Genomic DNA, 21,928 nt, shown 5'->3' with positions numbered 1-21,928 from the left:
GCAAAAAGGGTTGCTCCCTTGCCATCACTGGCAGAGGAGCAACCCTTTTTATTTGGTATTTTGCATCAGATAGCAAAACAATTATAAATGGCAAAAGATTAAATTTTCAAAACCCCACCGTTACTTGCGTTGGTAACGAGTTTGGAATAGCGAGCCAGCAAGCCTGTTTTTACTTTTGGCTCGAAGCCTTTCCAACCTGCACGGCGACGTTCGAACTCTTCATCGCTGATGTGCAGCTCGATGATGCGGTTGTTCAGATCCAGCTCAATGATATCGCCTTCTTCAACAAAAGCGATTGGACCGCCTTCTGCTGCTTCCGGAGAGATGTGGCCGATACTGATACCCCGGGATGCACCAGAGAAACGTCCGTCTGTGATCAGACCGACTTTGGCACCAAGTCCCATACCTACGATCTGGGAAGTAGGAGCAAGCATCTCAGGCATACCTGGTCCGCCTTTTGGTCCTTCGTAACGGATAACGACAACGTGTCCTTCTTTTACTTTGCCGTTCGCGATGCCTTCGAGTGCTTCTTCCTGTGAATCGAAGCAGATTGCAGGTCCTTTGTGGTAACCGCCAACCGAAGCATCAACCGCACCGACTTTGATAATCGCGCCTTCCGGTGCAAGGTTACCAAACAATACCGCAAGGCCACCTCTTTCGGAATGCGGGTTATCCAGCTTGTGGATAACATTCGTATCCTGAATCTCTTGTCCCTCTACGTTCTCACGGATCGTTTTACCGGTTACGGTAATACAGTCAGCGTGGATCGCGCCTGGTTTCTTCAGCAATTCGTTCAGAACTGCACTTACGCCGCCGGCATTGTGTACATCTTCGATGTGCAGGTCGGATGCTGGTGCAAGCTTCGCCAGGTGAGGTACGCGGTTAGCCACTTCATTGATGCGCTCGATTGGATAATCGATGCCTGCTTCATGAGCAAGAGCCAAAGTGTGCAGTACAGTGTTGGTTGAACCACCCATAGCCATGTCCAGTGCGAAGGCGTTGTCGATCGCTTCAACCGTAACGATATCGCGTGGTTTCAGATCCATTTTGATGAGTTCCATCAATTGTTTCGCGGATTGTCTAACAAAATCACGACGCTCAGGAGCTACTGCCAAAATGGTACCGTTACCTGGCATAGCCAGTCCCATTGCTTCAGCCAGACAGTTCATTGAGTTCGCTGTGAACATACCGGAGCAAGAACCACAAGTTGGGCAACCGAACTGTTCAAGCTCAAGCAAGCTCTTATCGTCGATTTTACCAGCCTGGAATGCACCTACGCCTTCAAATACGGAAGTCAGGGACAGGGCCTTACCATTGCTGTCACGACCTGCTTTCATTGGACCACCACTTACAAATACAGTAGGGATATTGCAGCGGAGTGCACCCATCATCATGCCTGGCGTGATTTTATCACAGTTCGGGATACAGACCATGCCGTCGAACCAGTGCGCGGATACAACCGTTTCAACAGAATCGGCAATGATATCACGGCTTGGCAGCGAGTAACGCATGCCGATATGTCCCATGGCAATTCCATCGTCTACGCCGATCGTGTTGAATTCGAATGGAACACCGCCGGCTTCACGGATGGCATCCTTAACAATTTTACCGAATTCCTGCAGGTGAACGTGGCCGGGCACGATATCAATGTAAGAGTTACATACAGCGATAAACGGCTTGCCAAAGTCCTCTTCTTTAACGCCCGCTGCGCGGAGCAAACTCCGGTGCGGTGCACGGTCAAAACCCTTTTTGATCATATCGGAACGCATCTTCTTGGCTGACATGGTGTATTTCCCCCCAAATATATAATATTGAGCAACATGAATGGAAATATAAATGGCAGTGCATCTGTCGTTTAATTTCATCCGTACTCTAAAAAATAACCGACGTGGTCGGCTTCGAGCTTCCCGTAGTTTATGAAGTTCTTTGCTGCTTTAAACCCGTGAACAACCCGGTTTTTTATAGAGTCTATCACAACCGTCGTCATATTTCTACAATCAATAGAAAGAAGCCGTCTCTCATTTCCATGGAGTTCGGCTTTCTTAACAGCAATATGACGTTTTGTTATTATTCGGATAGGATTCGGTGCAAAAGGCTAGTTGCTTCCGCCTTTGCGTCCGATCTCACGATAGAATTCTTTGGTATGCGTTTCGGAGGTTGCTTCGCCACCTTTGCGGCCAATCTCCTTGTAAAAATCGGAATCATGAGCATCGGAGGTCGCTTCTCCACCTTTTTTGCCTATCATTTGGTAAAAGCTGCGGTCATGATTTTTGGAAGTGGCTCTGCCACCCAATCGGCCTGCTTCCTCGCGACTCATCTTTTGTCCAGCTGCCTGTGAACGTGCCATTACAAATCACTCCTTAAGGGATAAGTTGTTTTTTGTAGCGCGTATCCCTACTTACCACGTTGCTTCCAGCATGAAACAAGCCGTTACGATAGAGAGTAATGAACAAGGGACAGATGAGCATTCACGCAGAACGTTTGAATATTTCACGGCGATGCAGGGAAAACCGGGAGATATCCGGTTCGATTACGGGCCGAAAGGCATGACGTACTGCAGGCTGGGCCAATAGTACAGCAAACATTACGGCAATGGCAACGATCACGGGAATGTATAATCCGCTTTCGATATAATTATAAACGCCTGACCAGATCAGAAGGCGAACGAGAAATCCGTGCAGGAGAAATACATAAAGTGTACGCCGTCCCATATCGGTCAATCTGGATGTAAGAGAAGGCACCCAGGCCAGAAATAGAGCTCCCGAGATCATTTCAAGGGCATAAATTGCAAGACGATAGATTCCGGCATACCACTCATGGTGACCGAGTTCAGCATAAGTCATGCTGCCCATTAACCAGCCTGTGGAGATCTGAAGTCCTCCCAAACCTATCCATATCAAAAGACCAGCAGATAATATTGCGGCGGCATGACGCCCCCAGCCAGTTCGCACATAAGAACGGATGGACGCTCCATAGTCATAACCGATCATGAAGAAAGGGAGAAATACAAACGTTCGGCTGAAGCTGAGCCAGAATCCGTCCACAGGCAGGTAACCCGCCACGACTCCCAGCAGAACGGAGGCAATGAGCCGATAGATCGGCTTCCACGATAAGGTAGCTCTGAGCAGAAGCCTCCAGCAGAAGTGGCTGGCCAGAAACCACAGCAGCAGATAAGGAGCAAAAAAGGACAGTTTCATATGAGGAGTGTGGAACACCGTAACATCCATTAGAGCGTATAACGATTGAAACAGAACGTATTGAAGCGCAATTTGTTTAAGCACTTTGCGTCCGGGTGCACCCTGAGGAGCATGTCTGGCGAAATATCCGGTAACCCATACGAATAACGGCATATGAAATGTATATATCCACAGGAACAGAGCCTCTGCTCCCGCAAAGCGTGTAATGAGTGGTTCAAGCGCATTTCCAACGAGTACACAGACTATAAGCATAAAGCGCAAGTTATAAAAAAATGATTCCTGATCACCACGGATTCCAGTCCGGTTGTTCATGTTGTAACCCTCCTGTTGACCTCACGCTCGAGGCCATCTGTATCTTTCATAAGGGTAATACGGATAAGAAGTAATCATTGTGATATAATTCACAATAGAAAGCGTTATCCTTTCCCGGAGCTGTGACAACAAAATGAACGGGCGGGATTGACAACGGTTGCATAGAGGATGACAATGGGAAAAGAAGATGAGGAATTGTAAATTTAAGGAGGCTAAGAAACGATGTCAACGAATACCCGCCAAAGTCCTGAAATTGTTACATTCGGTGAAAGTATGGGTCTGCTGACAGCCAAGGATACAAGAGGTCTTGAATACGCGGCTTCATTGGACAAGTCGTTTGGCGGCGCAGAGAGCAATCTGGCCATCGGTGTGTCCCGTCTGGGCCATACAAGTGGTTGGTTTGGGCGCTTGGGTCAGGATCCCATCGGCACCATGATCTTAAAAGCAATTCGTGGTGAAGGTGTAGATGTATCCAGAGCACGCTTGAGTGACGCGGAACCGACAGGTCTGATGATTCGTGAGAACGCTTCCGGTAAATCCTCTGTACATTATTATAGGAAACTATCCGCTGCAAGTGCGATGACTCCGGATGATCTTGATCCGGACTATATTGCCGGGGCTGAGATTTTGCACGTTACAGGTATTACTGCCGCTATAAGCCCTTCGGGTTTGTCAACGGTAGAAGCTGCCATACATATAGCCAAACAGGCTGGTGTAAAAGTAAGTTTTGATCCGAATCTGCGTCTCAAACTCTGGTCAGCAGAGCAGGCTCGTCCGGTTTTGCTTCGTCTGGCAGAGCAGGCTGACTACTTTTTGCCAGGTCTGGACGAGATGAAGCTTCTGTATAACGAACAGGATGAGCAGAAGATATTTGAGCGTTTGTCAGCTCTGAATGCCGTCTCCATCGTAAAAGGCGGACCGGATTTGACCTATGTATTGGTGAATGGTACCCTAACGGAAGTTCCGTACTTCAAGGCGGATCATGTGCTGGATACGGTTGGCGCGGGAGATGGATTTTGTGCAGGTTTCCTAGCAGGCCTGCTCAAAGGATACTCTCCGGAGGAAGCTACCCGGCTCGGGAACTTAACGGGCTCCATGGTCATACAGGCCGTTGGCGATTGGGAGGCGCTTCCGACGTGGGAGCAAGTCGAGGCCAAGCTGAACAACGTAACCCATGTTGAGCGCTAGTCGCTGCTGATATCATGTAAGTCTCATCTTCGTTCTTCAATTGTAAGGCTTGTAATAAACAACCACATTGATAAGGGAGAGAATGAAATGAAGAAGCTTCAGCTGCTGCAAAAAATAACGGATAACGGGGTAGTCGCCGTGCTTCGGGCCGACTCTGCCGATCAGGTCATTGCCATGGCCGAGCAAGCCATTGCCGGTGGAATCAAAGTGATTGAAATTACGATGACGGTTCCCAGTGCACTCAAAGCCATCGAGAAACTGAGCCGTGTCTACCATTGGAACACACAGGATCCCGAAAAGTTTGCGATAATAGGAGCAGGTACAGTGCTTGAGCCCCAGACAGCAAGAGCTGCAATTATGTCAGGTGCTGAGTTTGTTGTCGGACCATCGCTGAATCCGGATACCGTACAGATCTGCAATCTCTATCGAATTCCGATCCTGCCTGGCGTGATGACCATTGCCGATGTTCAACGTGCGCTTGAGCTTGGTGTGGACATCGTGAAGCTGTTCCCAGGCAATCTGTATGATCCATCCATTATCAAGACGATGAAGGGGCCTATGCCTCAAGCGAATTTTATGCCTACCGGCGGGGTATCCTTGTCCAATCTGGGTGATTGGATCAAGGGAGGGGCCGTAGCTGTGGGAATCGGGTCCGACCTGACTTCCGAAGCGATGAAAACAGGGGATTTAAGTCATGTTCGCCGCAAGGCGGAACAATATATGGATGCTTACCGTAAGGCGAAAGCGGAATAGAGGCAAGGCGGGGAATATGAGCAGGTTCAGCCTTGCTCTTTTTCCCCAAGAGCCGCAGCACCTGCGGTAAGTGAAGAAAGGTGATTGAAGTTGAGGAACCGGTATAATACAGGGCGCAAGAAGAGGGGCATCGGAAAATTTCTGCTCGTACTTCTGGCGCTCATTGTCATTGGCTGCGGGTTTGTTGCCTGGAAGCTATTTACCCCGTACGGACCGCAGGAAATGGCCCAGAAGGCTATGGAAACAGCGGAACAGGTTACGGTGAGTGAACAGGAAAACTGGATTGATTTTATGCCAGACAAACCTGAAGGGATTAGTGTTATTTTCTATCCAGGCGGTTTGGTGAAACCGGAAAGCTACGCTCCTCTGGCTCACGAGTTGGCTGAAGCCGGACACCATACCATCATTGCCAAAATGCCGGTCAATCTGGCAGTACTGAAACAAAATCTGGCAGATGATATTCGTAATGCTTATCCGGACGAATCATTCGTCATGGGTGGACACTCATTGGGTGGCTCCATGGCTGCACGTTATGCAGCATCCCATCCGGGCGCGCTTCAAGGTATCTTTTTCCTGGCGTCCTATCCGGATCAAAAAGGCAGCGTGAAGTCATTGGGGATTCAGGCGCTATCCATATTGGGTACCAATGACGAAGTCGTCAATGCGACCAAATACCAAAACGGCCGCGCCTATCTGCCGGAAGACACGGTGTACTACACAATTGAAGGAGGGAACCACTCGCAGTTCGGTGACTACGGGCACCAGAGTGGTGACGGAGAACCTGAAATTACGGGCGAAGAGCAGTTGTCTCAAACGGTAAAGGCGGTTACTGAATGGCTCGAAGGTATCCAATAATACATCTGCCAGGAGGGCGGCAAGGTTATGGCCATACTTCAAATAAAGGGTCTGCAGCTTCCCTGCCAGGGCATTTTGTTCGATAAGGATGGGACACTGCTTGAATTTTTGCAATTATGGGGGCCGTGGGCCGATTCCTTGCTAAATCAATTGGAAGCCGTGTTATCAGGCATGGGGTCTGGTTTCACGGTGGAAAGAGGCAGGGTACTTGGTACAGTCCACGATCGCGAAGGACACATTATTGATTATGACAGGCAGGGTCCGCTGGCCATCGCTACCGTAGATGAGAGTACCGGGCTCCTGGCCGGACAGTTGTATGCAGCAGGCATGCCCTGGAATGATGCGATCACAACAGTCCGTGAACTCTCCAATTCAGCCATGCAGGAAGTTCGTTCCAAACGGCAGGCTGAGCCTATGCCTGGACTGGTCTCTTTTTTGGAGAGCTGCCGAGCAGCTTCGATCAAGGTGGCGGTGGTAACCTCGGACAGCACGTCCGCAGCAGAAGAGCATCTGGAATGGATGGGGATACGATCTTTCTTTACGTCGATCGTAGGCTGTGACCGCGTTACCTTAGGCAAGCCGAATGGCGAAACTGCCAAGCTGGCATGTCATGAATTACATATTCATCCTAACCAGGCCATCGTTATAGGTGATAGCAACGGGGATATGCAGATGGGGCTGAATGCAGGAGTTTCGCATGTTATTGGTGTGTGTCCCCCTGGGAAGGAAGCAGTACATTTACAGGATGCGGATGTCGTTATTGGGGATTATCATGAAATCCGGGTGAGTCCGGATGGTGCCTGAACGGGATTATTCCGCTAAGGAGGAGAGAGGATGAACGGGGTAGAACAGCTGGCTTCCTGGATTCAGGAAAGTTCGAATATTGTATTTTTCGGAGGGGCAGGAACGTCGACCGAAAGCGGGATTCCCGACTTCCGCTCTGCCGCGGGTCTATATCAGACAGAGCAGCATTCCCCTTATCCGCCGGAGGAACTGCTGAGTCGTCACTTTTTCGATCAGCATGCCGATATTTTCTATGATTTCTATCGGGGCAAAATGCTTCATCCCGATGCCGAGCCCAACGGTTGTCATAAGCTCCTTGCACGTTTGGAGCAGGAAGGTCGGCTGAAGGCGGTCATTACCCAGAATATTGACGGGTTGCATCAAAAAGCAGGCAGCACCAACGTACTCGAATTGCATGGTTCCGTTCATCGGAATGCCTGTATGGATTGCGGGCGTTTCTACCCGCTGGATGATATCATTCGGTCGAAGGATGCGGTTCCCCGCTGTACAGCTTGTCATGGAGTCATTAAGCCTGACGTTGTGCTCTATGAAGAGGAACTGGACCAGAACACGCTATACCAGTCTGTGGACGCAATCTCTTCTGCTGATCTGCTGCTGGTCGGCGGTACCTCGCTGACCGTCCATCCTGCTGCACAGCTAATTACGTATTTTCGGGGAAAACATACCGTCTTACTGAATGCCACGCCAACGGCGTATGACCGGCAGGCAGATTTGCTGATTACCGAGCCGATCGGCGAGGTAATGATTAAGGTGGACCAGCTTCTTGGTTAAACGGTTTGTCTGAAATAACCGCCTTCTCCCGCGCTCGAACAGAGTGCAGGAAGCGGAACCTGGGGAAAGAAGGGATTCATGATGGTCTACTTAGCCAGCGATACACGCTATGAAACGATGAAATATAACCGGGTTGGACGTTCAGGGTTGAAACTTCCGGCCATTTCACTTGGACTTTGGCATAATTTTGGCGGCATCAATAATGCGGAGAACGGTCGAAACATGATTACTCGATCCTTTGATCTGGGCATTACGCATTTCGATCTTGCCAACAATTACGGTCCGCCCGCAGGTTCTGCAGAGCAGCTGTTTGGTCAGGTGCTGGCCCAGGATCTGAAGCCCTATCGGGATGAACTGGTGATATCCACCAAAGCGGGATATTATATGTGGCCCGGACCGTACGGCGAATGGGGTTCCCGCAAGTACCTGGTATCCAGCCTGAATCAGAGTCTGAAGCGCATGGGGCTGGATTATGTCGATATTTTCTATTCACATCGATATGATCCGGAAACACCGCTTGAAGAAACGATGATGGCTCTGGACCATATTGTTCGTTCGGGTAAGGCACTGTACGTGGGCATCTCCAATTACCCGGCAGAGCAGACGAGAGAGGCTGCAGAAATTCTGAAAGGTCTGGGTACACCTCTATTGATCCACCAGCCGAAGTATTCCATGCTGGACCGCTGGATTGAAGATGGGCTGCAGGATGTGCTGGATGAGTATGGTGCAGGCAGCATTGCATTTTGTCCTTTGGCACAAGGGGTACTGACGAACAAATATCTGAACGGCATTCCGGAGGATTCTCGTGCGAAAGGGCCGTCCGTTTTCTTGAACGAGAACAATATCTCACCTGAGACGCTGCGCAAAGTTCGTGCTCTCAATCAGATTGCTGCAGCTCGTGGTCAGAGTCTGGCGCAGTTCGCGCTGGCCTGGGTTTTGCGAAGCGGTAGGGTAACGTCGGCATTGATCGGTGCAAGCCTTACATCGCAGATCGAGGAGAATGTGGCCGCGCTCAATCAGCTGGACTTCTCATCGGAAGAGCTGGAGCGGATTGAATCCATTCTTAGTCCCGAACCTCATGACAAATAAGCATGTGACTAAGAACCTATAATAAATGAAAAAAAGAAGGTGCATGTTAGCCGTAATGGCAGATGCATCTTCTTTTTTTCACTAATTTGCAATCATGCATGGTGCCCTAGTAACGAGGAGTTTTTCGTAACACTTACCACTTTTCCTGAAGGGTTATTACTTGTTTGGTTGAGTCATGCCGGGCCTCGAAGCTGGAGGTCTGGAGAGTATATTTTCCCGATAGAGAGTCGGGGCTTCTCCATGGAAACGTTTGAACTGTTTGGAGAAATAAAGGGCATCTGGCATTCCTACGGATGCGGATACCTGCTCAATGGACAGATCCGGACGTTCACGCAGCAGCTGCCGTGACTTGTCTATGCGGAGCTTGAGCAGATACGTGACCGGAGATAGACCGGTTTCCTGCTTGAATATCCGGGATAGATAAGCACGGTTGTAGCCAAGACTGGCCGACATCTGTTCAATGGAGACGGGGTGAGCATATTGGGTAGACATGTATTGGATCATCTGTTTTACCGTCCGCCTAATCGAAGATTCACCAGGAATCAGAGTTTGTCCCTGAGAAAGGTGATTTTGGGCTTCGGCTAGAATCATATATAACGTACCGATGGATGTAAAATGAGAGCTTTCCTTGCGCTCTGCAAATGCATTTTGCATGACGGATAGCCAGTCAGCAATTCCGCAGGAAGGTCCGGCATGAAAAACGGATTTTTCCGGACGAAAGCCCGCTTCTTCCGTGTGTTTACCAGCCTGACTGCCTGTGTAGGCCATCCATCGATATTCCCAGGGGCGGCGGGCATCGGACTGGTAGCTTACCAGTTGCCCGGGATGAATGAGGAAACAATCTCCTGCGGATAATTCGTAGGTATGGAGTTCCGTACGGAATGTACCAGCGCCCTTTTCTACATAATGAAGCAGATAATAATCGTATAGTTTTGGACCAAGGGCATGACCCGGAAGGGTCTGGCTTGCGCCTGCAAAAAGGACATGTAATGGCCCCTTTTCATAATAGACCGGATTGGAGGCAACGGAGTACGTTTTTGCTCCACTTTTCCCCGAGGATTCCTGGATGTTTTTTATCGGGTCTACTGCTGAATGTTCCTTGTGTTGATCAATCATGCGCCGTTCCTTCTTTCTGTGGTGTTCTTTCCATTATATGACGGAAGGTCACATTTATCCATATGAAACACACATGGTTGCATTTCAAGAGGTACCGCTTTCTTGTATAATAACCTTAACAAAACAACAACATTGAGATGAGGTGCAGCAGCAATGAACATACATGAATTGAAACAAAAGTTTATTGAGAAGTACGGAGAGAGTGAAGCGGATCTCCGTGTATTCCATGCTCCTGGACGTGTCAATCTGATCGGGGAACATATCGACTACAATGGTGGGTACGTGCTTCCGGCAGCACTTGAATTCGGTACAACACTTGTTATCCGGGAACGGAAGGACGACAAATTACAGCTGGCTTCCACCAATATGTCCTATGAAGGCGTGCTGGACACATCCTCGATTGGCAAGGAGAAAACAGGGGAGTGGACAGATTATCCAGTTGGTGTCATGGTTGAACTGCAAGCTAAAGGCTTAAAGGTAACGAAAGGATATGACTTCCTGTACCACGGTGAAATTCCGAACGGTGCCGGACTCTCCTCTTCGGCTTCGCTGGAGGTGCTTACGGGATACGCGATTCAATCCATGGGAGGTGTATCGGAGATCGATACAGTACAGTTGTCACTTCTGTCCCAAAAAGCAGAAAACGAGTTCGTTGGCGTCAACTGCGGCATTATGGATCAGTTTGCCGTAGCTAACGGAGCAGAAGATCATGCCATTCTGCTAATGTGTGATACGCTTGAATATGAGAAAGTACCTTTCCGTACAGGCTCTTATAAGCTGGTCATTGGCAATACGAACAAACGTCGCGGTCTGGTAGACTCGGCCTATAACGAGCGGCGCTCCCAATGCGAGCAGGCACTTGCCATTTTGAAGGAACAGCTGCCTGCACTTGATTATCTGGCGCAACTGACGCCGGAGCAATTTGTGACCCTGCAGGATCACATCAAGGATGAGAAGGTAAGACAGCGTGCCGAGCACGTTGTGGAAGAAAATGCACGTGTGCTTGCATCGGTGGAAGCACTGCGTAATAACGATCTGGAAACGTTCGGCAAGCTGATGAATGCTTCTCATGAATCACTCCGCTATCTGTATGAAGTAAGCTGCGAGGAATTGGACGTGATGGTGGAGGAAGCGCAGCGCATTCCAGGCACACTCGGTGCACGCATGACGGGAGCCGGATTCGGTGGATGCACGGTGTCACTGGTACATGAGGATGATGTAGAGCGCTTTGTCCGCGAAGTGGGGGCAGCGTATGAAGCACGTACAAGTCTCAAGGGAGACTTCTATGTGTGCGGAGTAGGCGACGGTGTCAAAGAATTGAAGGAGGCGAAGTAAAATGGCAATTTTGGTGACAGGTGGAGCAGGATATATTGGTTCGCATACGGTAGCGGCTTTGTTGGAACGCGGCGAGGAAGTTGTGGTTCTGGATAATTTGCAGACAGGGCATCGTGAAGCATTGCTCGGCGGCAAGCTGTATGAAGGAGATCTGCGTGACAAGGCGTTTCTGGCAAAACTGTTCGCTGAGAACTCCATTGATGCAGTCATCCACTTTGCAGCCAACTCGCTGGTCGGCGAGAGCATGAAGGATCCGGTTAAGTATTATGACAACAACGTGTTCGGTACGTTGTGCCTGCTGGAAGCGATGAATGCAGCCAATGTGCGCCGGATCGTATTCTCTTCGACAGCAGCGACATATGGCGAGCCTGAGAAAGTGCCAATCGAAGAAAGCGACCGTACTGAACCTACGAACGTGTATGGCGAAACGAAACTGATGATGGAACGCATGATGTCCTGGTTCGATAAAGTACAGGAGATTAAATATGTGTCCCTGCGTTACTTCAATGCAGCTGGAGCACATGATAGCGGCAAAATTGGTGAAGACCATCAGCCGGAGAGCCACTTGATCCCGCTCGTGCTGCAAACCGCACTGAAACAACGTCCGCACATCGCTGTGTTTGGCGATGACTACGCGACAGAAGATGGAACCTGTGTCCGCGATTATATTCACGTGAGTGACTTGGCAGATGCGCATCTGCGTGCGGTAGATTATCTCCGCAAAGGGGAGAACAGCAACGTGTTTAACCTGGGTAATGGTCAAGGCTTCTCGGTTAAACAGGTGATTGAAACTGCAAAAAAAGTGACTGGACTGGATATCCCGGTTGTACAGGAGCCGCGCCGTGCAGGTGATCCGGCTGTGCTGGTCGCATCGTCTGCCAAAGCAAGATCCGTACTGGGCTGGAATCCGACACGGACCAATCTGGAAGATGTCATTCAGAGTGCCTGGAGCTGGCACCAATCTCATCCTAACGGCTACGGAAAAAACTAGGAGGCGAACATCCATATGTCACAGACCCATAATGCTGCAGGCACCACAGACCGGACACCGGAGCAGCAGGAAGCACTGCATGCCATTGAACGTCTGGTTGCATTTGCCTTGCAGAACAAGCTGATTGAAGAAGCGGATCGGGATTACAGCCGCAACCTTCTGCTGGAACAGTTCGGATTTTCCGAGCCTTACGATGGAACATTGAACGAGATTGTACCAGATGGACCGCAATCCTTGCTGGATACGTTGATTGACTATGGTTATGCCATTGGACTCATTCCGGAGAATACCGATACGTACCGTGATTTGCTGGATGCGAAAATTATGGGTCAGCTGATGGCCCGTCCATCCGAGGTGGTTCGCGCGTTCCGCCACACAGAGCAAACAGAAGGTATCGAAGCAGCCACATCGAAGTTTTACGAGCTGTCGATTCACTCCAACTACATTCGTATGGACCGAATCTCGAAGAATGTGTATTGGACACAGGAAACGCCATATGGCGATATGGAAATTACGATTAACCTGTCCAAGCCGGAGAAAAGTCCGAAGGAAATCGCCATGGCCAAATTGCTTCCGCCGCCGGTGTATCCGAAGTGTCAATTATGCCGGGAAAATGTAGGCTATGCTGGCCGGGTCAACCACCCGGCCCGTCAAAACCTGCGCGTTATTCCGCTGGAATTAAACGGTGAACCTTGGTTCTTCCAGTACTCGCCATATGTGTACTATAACGAGCACTGCATCATTTTCCATCATGATCATGTGCCTATGAAGCTGACAAAAGATACGCTGCGCAGGCTGCTTGCCTTTGTAGGCGAGTATCCGCATTATTTTATTGGTTCCAATGCCGATCTGCCTATCGTGGGTGGTTCGATCCTGACTCACGATCACTTCCAAGGCGGACGCCATACATTTGCCATCCAGAATGCGAAACCTGAAGCGGTGTTCCGTCATGCGGATGCACCTGGGCTTACCCTGAGTCTGGTCAAATGGCCAATGTCCGTTCTTCGGCTCGCTTCACATGATCCAGCGGAGCTGCTCGAAGCGGGTAACGCCGTGTATGAAGCTTGGAAACTGTACAGTGATCCTTCCGTTCAGATCCAGGCGTTCAGCGAGGTGGATGGAGAGCAGGTACCTCACAACACCGTAACGCCAATTGTTCGTCGCAGTGCGGACGGTGGTTACGAGATGGATCTGGTTCTCCGCAACAATCGTACGAATGAAGAGCATCCGGAGGGGATTTTCCACCCGCACCGTGAAATGCATCATTTGAAAAAAGAGAACATCGGACTTATCGAAGTTATGGGGCTTGCGATCCTTCCAGGGCGATTAAAGGAAGAATTGGACGGAATCGCCGATATTCTCGCAGGGGACACTCAGCTTGCGGAAGCTGCCCAGGCTTCTGATCATGTTTTGAACCAGCATCTTCGCTGGGCGGAGGAACTGAAAGAGCGTTTCGGTTCCAACCTGGACAAGGAACAGGCCGTTGCTTTGATTCAGCAGGAAGTCGGCCTTAAGTTTTCCGAGATTTTGGAGCATGCCGGAGTTTACAAATATGATGAAGCCGGACGCCAGGCTTTCCGTCGATTTGTAGAAAGCATGGGATATACCGAATAAGTACAAATGGGCTGTAATATGATGCTATGAATAAACAAATCCGAAGGATAGGTGAGCAGCAATGCTCGTCTATCTTTTTTTTTCAATACTATAAATCATTCATCTTGCGAATTCCTGGGTATGTGGCTCGATGGGTATTTGTACTCATGCAACTCATGTAACCAAAGTATTCTTCCATCAATGAGCAATAAACACAGAGCCATGGCAGAGGGGGATGGTTCATTGTATAATATGAGAATGATTATCATAGGCTTGAACAAATATTCGAAGTTTAGGAAACGGGGACGAATAAATGGAAAAGAAGCCACTGAACATACCGCTAATCACCGACGCAGCAGAATTGCAAAATATGGTGGGTGAGCCTCATGAGCACGTGAGAAACAAAGCGATATCGTTTGTGGACTCCCATGTTGAACATTTTTTATCCATGTCACCCCTATTTTTTCTGTCCAGTTCCGACGGGGAAGGTAGAAGTGATGCATCCCCCCGGGGAGACGAAGCAGGCTTCGTGAAGGTTCTTGATCCGCATCGTCTGGTCTATCCCGAACGTCCAGGCAATCGCCGCATCGACTCGCTGTTAAATATCCTAACCCATCCTGGGGTGGGCATGCTCTTCCTCATTCCTGGCATGAACGAAGTATTACGCATCAATGGAACAGCTTCTATTACGAAGGATGAGGAGTTTATCCATAGTATGGGCTGGACGGGAAAAACGATTGGGGCAGCGGTTATTGTAGACGTGAATGAATGCTTTATCCATTGCCCAAGAGCATTCAAGCAGGCGGGCTTGTGGTCTTCCGAGACCTGGGTGGATAAGGAGAGTCTGCCTTCCAGCATGGATATGTTCCGTGCCCATCTGCAAATCAACGGCTTGTTATAAGTGAGTGACTGTGGATTTGTTTTTATAAAATCGGGGTACTATAATTGGAGTTGCACAAACATTCTAACTCCAATGGAGGCGACATAGATTATGAAATCTTTTCAATTTTATAACCCGACCCGTCTGATTTTCGGTAAAGGGCAACTGGAAGCGTTGAAAACCGAAGTACCGAAGTATGGCAAACGGGTCTTGCTTGTATATGGCGGCGGCAGCATTAAACGTAGTGGTCTGTATGATCAAGTGATCGGATTGCTTAAGGAAATTGGAGCAGAAGTTACAGAACTGGCGGGCGTGGAACCGAACCCGCGTCTTTCGACTGTTCATAAAGGGGTAGACCTCTGTAAAACTAAGGACATCGAGCTGATTCTCGCTGTAGGTGGCGGTAGTGTGCTTGACTGCGCCAAAGCGATTGCCGTAGGTGCGAAATATGATGGCGACATGTGGGACTTTGCTCAGCGCAAAGCGGTTGCTCAGGATGCACTTCCACTTGGTACGGTGCTGACCATGGCAGCAACAGGTTCCGAGATGAACTCGGGTTCCGTTATTACCAATCAGGATACACAGGAAAAATTGGGCTGGGGCAGTGCGTATTCGTTCCCTGCGTTCTCTATCCTTGATCCGGTTAATACATATACCGTGCCTTTGGATCAGACGGTATACGGCATGGTTGACATGATGTCTCACGTATTGGAGCATTATTTCCATCTGGATGAGAATACGCCAGTACAACTTGGATTCTGTGAAACGATTCTGCGTACGGTTATGGATGCAGCACCTCGTTTGGTAGAGGATCTGGAAAACTATGAGCTGCGTGAAACGATTCTGTACTGCGGTACCATGGCATTGAACGGTGTACTGAATATGGGTCTTGCTGGTGACTGGGCAACCCACAACATTGAACATGCAGTATCTGCGGTATATGACATCCCGCACGGCGGGGGTCTTGCTATTCTGTTCCCGAACTGGATGAAACACAACCTGGACGTAAACGTGGATCGTTTCAAACGATTGGCGATTAATGTCTTTGAAGTCAATCCGGAAGGCAAATCGGACAAACAGGTTGCCGAGGAAGGCATCGAAGCCTTGCGCAAATTCTGGACGTCCATTGGCGCGCCTAGTCGTCTTGCTGACTATGACATTGACGACAGCCAGATTGATGTCATGGCTGACAAAGCGATGCTGTTTGGCCCATTTGGTAACTTCAAGAAGCTGCAGCGTGAGGATGTTGTATCCATTTACAAGGCATCGCTGTAATAAACTGCATTCAATTATTAAAAAAGACCGCATATCTCCACAATATGGAGATATGCGGTCTTTTTGCGTGAAATATCATGTAGAATAACCATTATCGGGTCTGGAATACAAATGAGGAAAGATTTTGAAACTTTTTGCGGGTAGCTACGTATTTATTTACATGAGGAATGCCCAGTGAGTTAGGTGTTACGGCAGAAGAGAGGAGGAACGGGGAATGGAGTCCATCTATTGGGGATGTCTAATCGGAGGAGCCATATTTGCGATCGTCAGCTTGGTGCTGGGTGATTTGATTGACGGATTGCTGGATGGAGCCTTTGAACTGCCAGGCATTGATTTTCTCAAACCTGTTGTACTTGCTGGTTCCATCACAGCCTTTGGCGGGGCTGGTATCATGTTGACACGTTATAGCTCGGTAAGTGCCATTGCGGGTCTTATCTTATCCCTGCTTATAGGTATTGCTGCTGCCATGCTGGTATTCTTTGCTTATATCAAACCGATGCGGAATAGTGAGGTTTCCATTGCGTTTTCCATGAAGGAACTATCCGGGAAAATCGGAGAAATTACGATTCCAGTACCTGAAGGGGGTTTCGGTGAGGTCATGATCCGTGTTGCTTCCGGTAACACGATTCATACGGCATCCAGCTTCGAACATCGCCCTATTGCGGCGGGAGTGCGCGTTGTCGTGGTGGACGTAACTGAAGGTGTGCTTCGTGTGGCGGAATGGGATGAGGATGTACTTAAAGACGTTTGAGTAGAACGAGAGAATTGTTTTGTCATCATTGTAATAAGGGGAGAGATGTGGAATGGAATTAAATATGGATGTCTTGTTGATTCCTGCAATTGTTGTAGGTGTCATTTTGGTTCTTGGTTTGGCTTTCTGGGCGAGATATAAGACGGTTGGACCCGATGAAGCGATGATCGTTACGGGTTCATTCCTGGGGAATAAAAATATTTCCGAAGATGAGTCCGGTCGCAAAATTAAAATTGTACGTGGCGGTGGTGCCTTCATCTGGCCTGTGTTCCAGCAGTCCGAATTTATCTCATTGCTGTCTCACAAGCTGGACGTATCCACGCCTGAAGTGTATACGGAACAAGGCGTTCCGGTAATTGCAGACGGTGTAGCCATTATCAAAGTTGGTAGTGCTGTGGAAGATGTAGCCACAGCAGCTGAACAATTCATCGGTAAACCCGTCGATGCCTTAAGAGGCGAAGCACAGGAAGTTCTGGAAGGGCATTTGCGGGCCATACTCGGAACGATGACTGTAGAAGAAGTTTATCGAAATCGGGATCGGTTCGCACAAGAGGTTCAGGGTGTGGCTGCACGGGATCTGAAGAAGATGGGTCTGCAGATCGTATCCTTTACCATCAAGGATGTTCGCGACAAACAAGGATATCTGGACGCGCTCGGTAAGCCGAGAATTGCTGCCGTGAAACGGGATGCCGAGATTGCGGAAGCCGAAGCGATGAGAGATGCTCGTATTCAAAAAGCGAATGCAGAAGAGCAAGGGCAAAAGGCGGAATTGCTCCGCGATACCAATATCGCTGAAGCAGCCAAAGAGAAGGAATTGAAAGTGGCAGCGTTTAAGCGCGATCAGGATACGGCTAAGGCCGAAGCAGACCAAGCGTATCATATCCAAGAAGCACGTGCGAAACAGACGGTTGTTGAAGAACAAATGAAAGTTGAACTCGTTCGTAAAGAACGTGAGATTGACCTGAAAGAAAAAGAAATCACCGTACGCGAGAAGCAGTATGACGCCGAAGTGAAGAAAAAAGCCGAAGCCGATCGTTATGCTGTCGAGCAGGCGGCCGAAGCGGACAAAGCAAAAAGAATGCGCGAAGCCGATGCAGTGCAGTACTCCATCGAGACCCAAGCCAAGGCAACGGCAGAACAAAAACGGCTTGAAGGTCAGGCGGTGGCAGATGCAGAACGGGCCAAAGGTACTGCGGATGCAGAAGTCATTCGTCTGCGCGGTCTGGCCGAAGCGGAAGCGAAGGAAAAATTGGCGGAAGCGTTCCAGAAGTTTGGCGAAGCTGCAGTACTCGATATCATCGTCAAGATGCTGCCTGAACTTGCAGGTAAAATTGCAGAGCCGATCTCATCCATTGATAAATTGACGGTCGTAGATACAGGTAAGGGCGAGGGTGCAGCACGTGTAAGTAACTATGTGACCGAACTGATGTCTACTGCACCTGAGATGCTGAAAAGCGTATCAGGCATTGATGTAGAGCAGTTAATTAAAGGATTGACCAAGTCCAAAACACCAGCACCTGTTGCTGTTCAGCAAAGCGAGACACCAACAACTCCATCTGTGATTGACAAGATTGTGGAAAGAACTGGGGCAGAGGATTAGGACGAGGTGTGAACGATGCGTGAAGCTCTATTGACCTTAACGTGATTTTTTGTTACTTTTTAAGCGAGACGTTCGGCGCGGTTTGCCCGCACCGGACGTCTTTTCGTTCATTACGAGGATGTGACGAATCACATTCCAGATGGTATGAAAAAAGAGGTGCAAACATTGAGCAGCCTGCATGTAAACAAAGCTTTAAATAATAATGTAATTATTGCACAGCATCCTGAGCATGGAGAAGTCGTTGTCATCGGTAAAGGCATTGGCTTCAACCGGAAAACCGGTGACATCATTCCCTTGATGGCTGTGGAGAAGATGTTTATTTTGAAAAACCAGCAGGAGCAAGAGCAGTACAAACAGCTTCTTCCGCAAGTGGATGAGGCATTGATCGAGATTATTAACGAATGCATTACGTATATTGCAGAGCGTACGGATGTTCCGCTTAATGAACATATTCATATTGCATTGACTGATCATATTTCTTTTGCACTTAAGCGCAAAGAACAGGGCATTGTCATCCAGAATCCGTTTCTATATGAAACACGTGAGATCTATCCAGAAGAATATCGGATGGGAGAATACGCTGTTCGCCTCATTAAGGAGAAGCTCGGTGTCGACTTGGGCATGGACGAAATTGGATTTATAGCGCTGCATATCTACAGTGCCATGACCAACCAAAACATATCCCAAGTACGCGAACATTCACAGCTCATTACCGACCTGGTAGGAATCGTCTCGGATCAGTTGGAATATTCGTTCGAAACGGAGTCGCTGGACTATTCGCGCCTGCTTACGCATCTTCGCTTTGCATTGGAACGTGTTCGTCGAGGGGACAAGGTGGAAGAACTTCATAAGCTCGATTCCTTGCTCAAGTTGGAGTATCCCGAAATGTACTCGCTTGCATGGAAGCTGACCAAAGTCATGGAGAAAAGATTGAATCTTCCTGTCTATCCTGCAGAAGTGGGTTATCTGACTATTCATCTTCAACGGCTGTATCAAAGGAAAGAAGAAGAGAACAAGTGAAAATTTTCCACGTATGGAATGGCGTCCTGAGAAATTTAGTGTAAAGGCTTGCACTGTTTTTGAAGTGATGCTACAATGGTGTCCGTAATCAAGCAACTGAAAAAAACATAAGCGACGTGTTACTGACTCGATCAGGCATGAGTTTCTAGAGTGTGATTGTTCTTACCTTATACAGGGTATGCTATACCCGAAGGTTGGTACAATTCGCTTTATTAGCTTATGCCTTTTTTGATTTCCCTTGCTTGCATCACGACATACAGATCTAAACGAAAGGGTGAATACGACGCGATGTTTAAAAAGCTTTTTGGCGTCTTGCAAAGAGTAGGTAAAGCTCTTATGCTTCCTGTAGCCATTCTACCAGCAGCGGGCTTGTTGCTCGGAATCGGTAACATGCTGGTGAATCCGGACTTTTTGCAATATGTAACTGCACTGGATACCCCATGGGTAAACTCAATTGCAACAATCATGATGAACGCAGGTCAGATCGTATTTGACAATCTGGCATTGCTCTTTGCAGTAGGTGTAGCCGTTGGGCTAGCCGGAGGCGAAGGTGTGGCAGGTCTTGCGGCCATCATTGGTTATCTGGTGATGAATGTCACTTTGGGTACAGCCGTTGGTGTAACGCCGGCAATGATCGGCGAAGTACCAGGTTATGCTAGCATTTTGGGTATTCCTACACTGAGTACAGGTGTGTTCGGAGGTATCATCATTGGTATAGCCGCAGCACTGTGTTACAATCGGTTCTTCAAAATCGAACTGCCGTCTTACCTTGGATTCTTTGCAGGTAAACGTTTTGTTCCGATTATCACGTCGGTTGTTTCCCTCTTGCTCGGGTTACTGCTGGTGGTTATCTGGCCACCGATTCAAAATGGACTGAATGCTGTATCTCATTTCATGGTAGATACAAGTCCGACGCTCTCGGCATTCATTTTCGGAGTTGTGGAACGGTCCCTTATTCCGTTTGGACTCCATCACATTTTCTACTCTCCATTCTGGTTTGAATTCGGTGAGTATGTGAACAAGGCTGGAGACGTCATTCGTGGGGACCAGCAGATCTTCTTCAACCAATTGCGTGATGGTGTAAACCTCACGGCGGGAACCTTCCAAGTAGGTAAATTCCCGTTCATGATGTTCGGTTTGCCGGCTGCGGCACTTGCGATGTACCATGAAGCAAGACCGGAGCACAAAAAGTATGTTGCAGGGATCATGGGTTCAGCTGCGCTGACCTCGTTCCTTACCGGGATTACAGAGCCACTTGAATTCTCGTTCCTGTTTGTGGCACCAGTCCTGTTTGCAGTACACTGTATCTTCGCAGGTTTGTCTTTCATGACAATGCAAATTCTGGGTGTCAAAATCGGGATGACGTTCTCCGGTGGATTCATTGACTTCCTGATTTTCGGGATCATCCCGAACCGCACACCATGGTGGGACGTTATTATCGTCGGTTTGATTCTTGCCGTGATCTACTACTTCGGATTCCGAATGATCATTCGCAAGTTCAACCTCAAAACACCAGGTCGCGAAGATGCAACACCTGAAACAAACTCGGGTGGAGGATCAGGTTCAACAGACGATCTGCCACACAATATTCTGGAAGCCTTCGGTGGACAGCAGAATATCAAACACCTGGATGCATGTATCACTCGTTTGCGGATTGAAGTAAATGAGAAATCCAATGTAAATAAAGATCGTTTGAAACAATTAGGTGCATCTGGCGTGCTTGAAGTGGGTAATAATGTACAGGCCATTTTCGGTACACGTTCAGATACAATCAAGTCCCAAATGCAGGACATCATTGCAGGACGCACCCCGGCACCAGCACCAGCTGCTGATGTTAAACCTGCTCCTGAAGAGGAGAAGGCAGCGGGAGCAGAAGGCGAACGCATTATTGCCGAAGATATCGTCATGCCGGTTAACGGTGAATTGATGGATATCACTAACGTACCTGATCCGGTTTTTGCCGAGAAAATGACAGGTGACGGTTTCGCTGTGCTGCCGCATGATGGCAAGATTACTTCGCCTGTATACGGTAAAGTGTTTAATGTATTCCCTAGCAAACATGCTGTCGGCATCATGTCTGACGGCGGCAAGGAAGTACTGGTTCATATAGGTGTCAACACGGTGAAATTGAAAGGTCAAGGTTTCAACGTGCTTGTGCAGGAAGGTGACCTGGTATCGGCGGGTCAACCGATTATGGAAGTGGATTTGGAGTATGTAAAAGCTAACGCTCCATCCATCATCTCGCCAGTGATTTTCACCAACTTGCCTGAAGGCTCCACAGTGACCCTGAAGAATAGTGGAGTACTGAAAATTGGCGATCAGCCAATCATTGAGATAAAATAAGAAGTGTTCCGACAATGGCAAGCAAGTGTAAATATATGCAATGCCTAAAATAAAC

18 protein-coding genes and 1 pseudogene are annotated in these 21,928 nt (G+C 48.7%); 15 read left to right on the top strand and 4 right to left on the bottom strand.

Features of this window, described 5'->3' with window-relative positions:
* Positions 1-98: 98 nt before the first annotated feature.
* From ilvD to F4V51_RS22520, 3 genes and pseudogenes are all read right to left on the bottom strand, one after another.
* The gene (ilvD, locus tag F4V51_RS22530; RefSeq protein WP_153979714.1) at positions 99-1,784 is read right to left on the bottom strand and encodes a dihydroxy-acid dehydratase; all 1,686 of its coding nucleotides are present in this window, start codon (positions 1,782-1,784) and stop codon (positions 99-101) included.
* Positions 1,785-2,104: 320 nt separating this feature from the next.
* Positions 2,105-2,347 (bottom strand): annotated as a pseudogene (locus F4V51_RS22525) (KGG domain-containing protein); the annotation flags it as partial.
* Between the two features lie 121 nt (positions 2,348-2,468).
* A complete protein-coding gene (locus tag F4V51_RS22520; RefSeq protein ID WP_153979713.1) occupies positions 2,469-3,509 on the bottom strand; it encodes an acyltransferase family protein in 1,041 nt (346 codons plus the stop codon).
* Positions 3,510-3,731: 222 nt separating this feature from the next.
* On the opposite strand from F4V51_RS22520, the gene F4V51_RS22515 reads away from it, so the two are divergent.
* The 6 genes from F4V51_RS22515 to mgrA all read left to right on the top strand — a co-directional run bounded on the left by F4V51_RS22515 (position 3,732) and on the right by mgrA (position 8,969).
* Positions 3,732-4,697, top strand: coding sequence for a sugar kinase (locus F4V51_RS22515; protein WP_153979712.1), 966 nt, complete (start codon positions 3,732-3,734; stop codon positions 4,695-4,697).
* 87 nt (positions 4,698-4,784) lie between these two features.
* Positions 4,785-5,450 (top strand): bifunctional 2-keto-4-hydroxyglutarate aldolase/2-keto-3-deoxy-6-phosphogluconate aldolase, encoded by a 666-nt coding sequence (locus F4V51_RS22510; protein WP_095359776.1) that lies wholly within the window; start codon positions 4,785-4,787, stop codon positions 5,448-5,450.
* 90 nt (positions 5,451-5,540) lie between these two features.
* The gene (locus tag F4V51_RS22505) at positions 5,541-6,305 is read left to right on the top strand and encodes an alpha/beta fold hydrolase (RefSeq protein WP_153979711.1); all 765 of its coding nucleotides are present in this window, start codon (positions 5,541-5,543) and stop codon (positions 6,303-6,305) included.
* Positions 6,306-6,332: 27 nt separating this feature from the next.
* Entirely contained in the window at positions 6,333-7,109 is a 777-nt protein-coding gene (locus tag F4V51_RS22500; RefSeq protein WP_153979710.1) for an HAD family hydrolase, read from the top strand.
* A gap of 30 nt (positions 7,110-7,139) precedes the next feature.
* Positions 7,140-7,880: an NAD-dependent protein deacylase gene (locus tag F4V51_RS22495; RefSeq protein ID WP_153979709.1), complete on the top strand. Its 741-nt coding sequence runs from the start codon at positions 7,140-7,142 to the stop codon at positions 7,878-7,880.
* A gap of 81 nt (positions 7,881-7,961) precedes the next feature.
* Complete coding sequence (gene mgrA / locus F4V51_RS22490) at positions 7,962-8,969, top strand: L-glyceraldehyde 3-phosphate reductase (RefSeq protein ID WP_153980822.1); 1,008 nt, start codon at positions 7,962-7,964, stop codon at positions 8,967-8,969.
* A gap of 156 nt (positions 8,970-9,125) precedes the next feature.
* Here mgrA and F4V51_RS22485 read toward each other — a convergent pair whose 3' ends face one another.
* The gene (locus F4V51_RS22485) at positions 9,126-10,085 is read right to left on the bottom strand and encodes an AraC family transcriptional regulator (RefSeq protein WP_236146620.1); all 960 of its coding nucleotides are present in this window, start codon (positions 10,083-10,085) and stop codon (positions 9,126-9,128) included.
* Between the two features lie 153 nt (positions 10,086-10,238).
* On the opposite strand from F4V51_RS22485, the gene F4V51_RS22480 reads away from it, so the two are divergent.
* From F4V51_RS22480 to ptsG, 9 genes are all read left to right on the top strand, one after another.
* A complete protein-coding gene (locus F4V51_RS22480) occupies positions 10,239-11,420 on the top strand; it encodes a galactokinase (RefSeq protein WP_153979708.1) in 1,182 nt (393 codons plus the stop codon).
* 1 nt (position 11,421) lies between these two features.
* Positions 11,422-12,411 (top strand): UDP-glucose 4-epimerase GalE, encoded by a 990-nt coding sequence (gene galE, locus F4V51_RS22475; protein ID WP_095359770.1) that lies wholly within the window; start codon positions 11,422-11,424, stop codon positions 12,409-12,411.
* A gap of 15 nt (positions 12,412-12,426) precedes the next feature.
* Positions 12,427-14,025, top strand: a complete 1,599-nt coding sequence (locus tag F4V51_RS22470) for a UDP-glucose--hexose-1-phosphate uridylyltransferase (protein ID WP_153979707.1) — start codon at positions 12,427-12,429, stop codon at positions 14,023-14,025.
* Positions 14,026-14,317: 292 nt separating this feature from the next.
* Complete coding sequence (locus F4V51_RS22465; protein ID WP_153979706.1) at positions 14,318-14,905, top strand: MSMEG_1061 family FMN-dependent PPOX-type flavoprotein; 588 nt, start codon at positions 14,318-14,320, stop codon at positions 14,903-14,905.
* Between the two features lie 90 nt (positions 14,906-14,995).
* A complete protein-coding gene (locus F4V51_RS22460; protein WP_153979705.1) occupies positions 14,996-16,159 on the top strand; it encodes an iron-containing alcohol dehydrogenase in 1,164 nt (387 codons plus the stop codon).
* 214 nt (positions 16,160-16,373) lie between these two features.
* Complete coding sequence (locus tag F4V51_RS22455; protein WP_153979704.1) at positions 16,374-16,910, top strand: NfeD family membrane protein; 537 nt, start codon at positions 16,374-16,376, stop codon at positions 16,908-16,910.
* 52 nt (positions 16,911-16,962) lie between these two features.
* A complete protein-coding gene (locus F4V51_RS22450) occupies positions 16,963-18,510 on the top strand; it encodes a flotillin lipid rafts scaffold protein FloT (protein ID WP_201281168.1) in 1,548 nt (515 codons plus the stop codon).
* Positions 18,511-18,675: 165 nt separating this feature from the next.
* On the top strand, positions 18,676-19,530 hold the full coding sequence (glcT, locus tag F4V51_RS22445) for a glucose PTS transporter transcription antiterminator GlcT (RefSeq protein ID WP_153979703.1): 855 nt from the start codon (positions 18,676-18,678) through the stop codon (positions 19,528-19,530).
* A 288-nt stretch (positions 19,531-19,818) separates the two neighbouring features.
* Positions 19,819-21,873: a glucose-specific PTS transporter subunit IIBC gene (gene ptsG, locus F4V51_RS22440; RefSeq protein WP_153979702.1), complete on the top strand. Its 2,055-nt coding sequence runs from the start codon at positions 19,819-19,821 to the stop codon at positions 21,871-21,873.
* Positions 21,874-21,928: the final 55 nt, after the last annotated feature.

This window comes from Paenibacillus xylanilyticus, assembly GCF_009664365.1.
Classification (GTDB): domain Bacteria; phylum Bacillota; class Bacilli; order Paenibacillales; family Paenibacillaceae; genus Paenibacillus; species Paenibacillus xylanilyticus_A.
Note: the sequence above shows the minus strand (reverse complement) of the source record. Positions and strands in the feature narration are given on the sequence as shown.

What these genes read in the sequence shown, in the direction of transcription:
- F4V51_RS22515 (WP_153979712.1), top strand. Translation starts at nt 3,732, where the DNA reads ATGTCAACGAATACCCGCCAAAGTCCTGAAATTGTTACATTCGGTGAA.
- F4V51_RS22480 (WP_153979708.1), top strand. Translation starts at nt 10,239, where the DNA reads ATGAACATACATGAATTGAAACAAAAGTTTATTGAGAAGTACGGAGAG.
- ilvD (WP_153979714.1), bottom strand. Translation starts at nt 1,784, where the DNA reads ATGTCAGCCAAGAAGATGCGTTCCGATATGATCAAAAAGGGTTTTGAC.
- F4V51_RS22485 (WP_236146620.1), bottom strand. Translation starts at nt 10,085, where the DNA reads ATGATTGATCAACACAAGGAACATTCAGCAGTAGACCCGATAAAAAAC.
- F4V51_RS22520 (WP_153979713.1), bottom strand. Translation starts at nt 3,509, where the DNA reads ATGAACAACCGGACTGGAATCCGTGGTGATCAGGAATCATTTTTTTAT.
- F4V51_RS22465 (WP_153979706.1), top strand. Translation starts at nt 14,318, where the DNA reads ATGGAAAAGAAGCCACTGAACATACCGCTAATCACCGACGCAGCAGAA.
- F4V51_RS22450 (WP_201281168.1), top strand. Translation starts at nt 16,963, where the DNA reads ATGGAATTAAATATGGATGTCTTGTTGATTCCTGCAATTGTTGTAGGT.
- galE (WP_095359770.1), top strand. Translation starts at nt 11,422, where the DNA reads ATGGCAATTTTGGTGACAGGTGGAGCAGGATATATTGGTTCGCATACG.
- F4V51_RS22510 (WP_095359776.1), top strand. Translation starts at nt 4,785, where the DNA reads ATGAAGAAGCTTCAGCTGCTGCAAAAAATAACGGATAACGGGGTAGTC.
- F4V51_RS22470 (WP_153979707.1), top strand. Translation starts at nt 12,427, where the DNA reads ATGTCACAGACCCATAATGCTGCAGGCACCACAGACCGGACACCGGAG.
- F4V51_RS22500 (WP_153979710.1), top strand. Translation starts at nt 6,333, where the DNA reads ATGGCCATACTTCAAATAAAGGGTCTGCAGCTTCCCTGCCAGGGCATT.
- F4V51_RS22460 (WP_153979705.1), top strand. Translation starts at nt 14,996, where the DNA reads ATGAAATCTTTTCAATTTTATAACCCGACCCGTCTGATTTTCGGTAAA.
- mgrA (WP_153980822.1), top strand. Translation starts at nt 7,962, where the DNA reads ATGGTCTACTTAGCCAGCGATACACGCTATGAAACGATGAAATATAAC.
- F4V51_RS22495 (WP_153979709.1), top strand. Translation starts at nt 7,140, where the DNA reads ATGAACGGGGTAGAACAGCTGGCTTCCTGGATTCAGGAAAGTTCGAAT.
- ptsG (WP_153979702.1), top strand. Translation starts at nt 19,819, where the DNA reads ATGTTTAAAAAGCTTTTTGGCGTCTTGCAAAGAGTAGGTAAAGCTCTT.
- F4V51_RS22455 (WP_153979704.1), top strand. Translation starts at nt 16,374, where the DNA reads ATGGAGTCCATCTATTGGGGATGTCTAATCGGAGGAGCCATATTTGCG.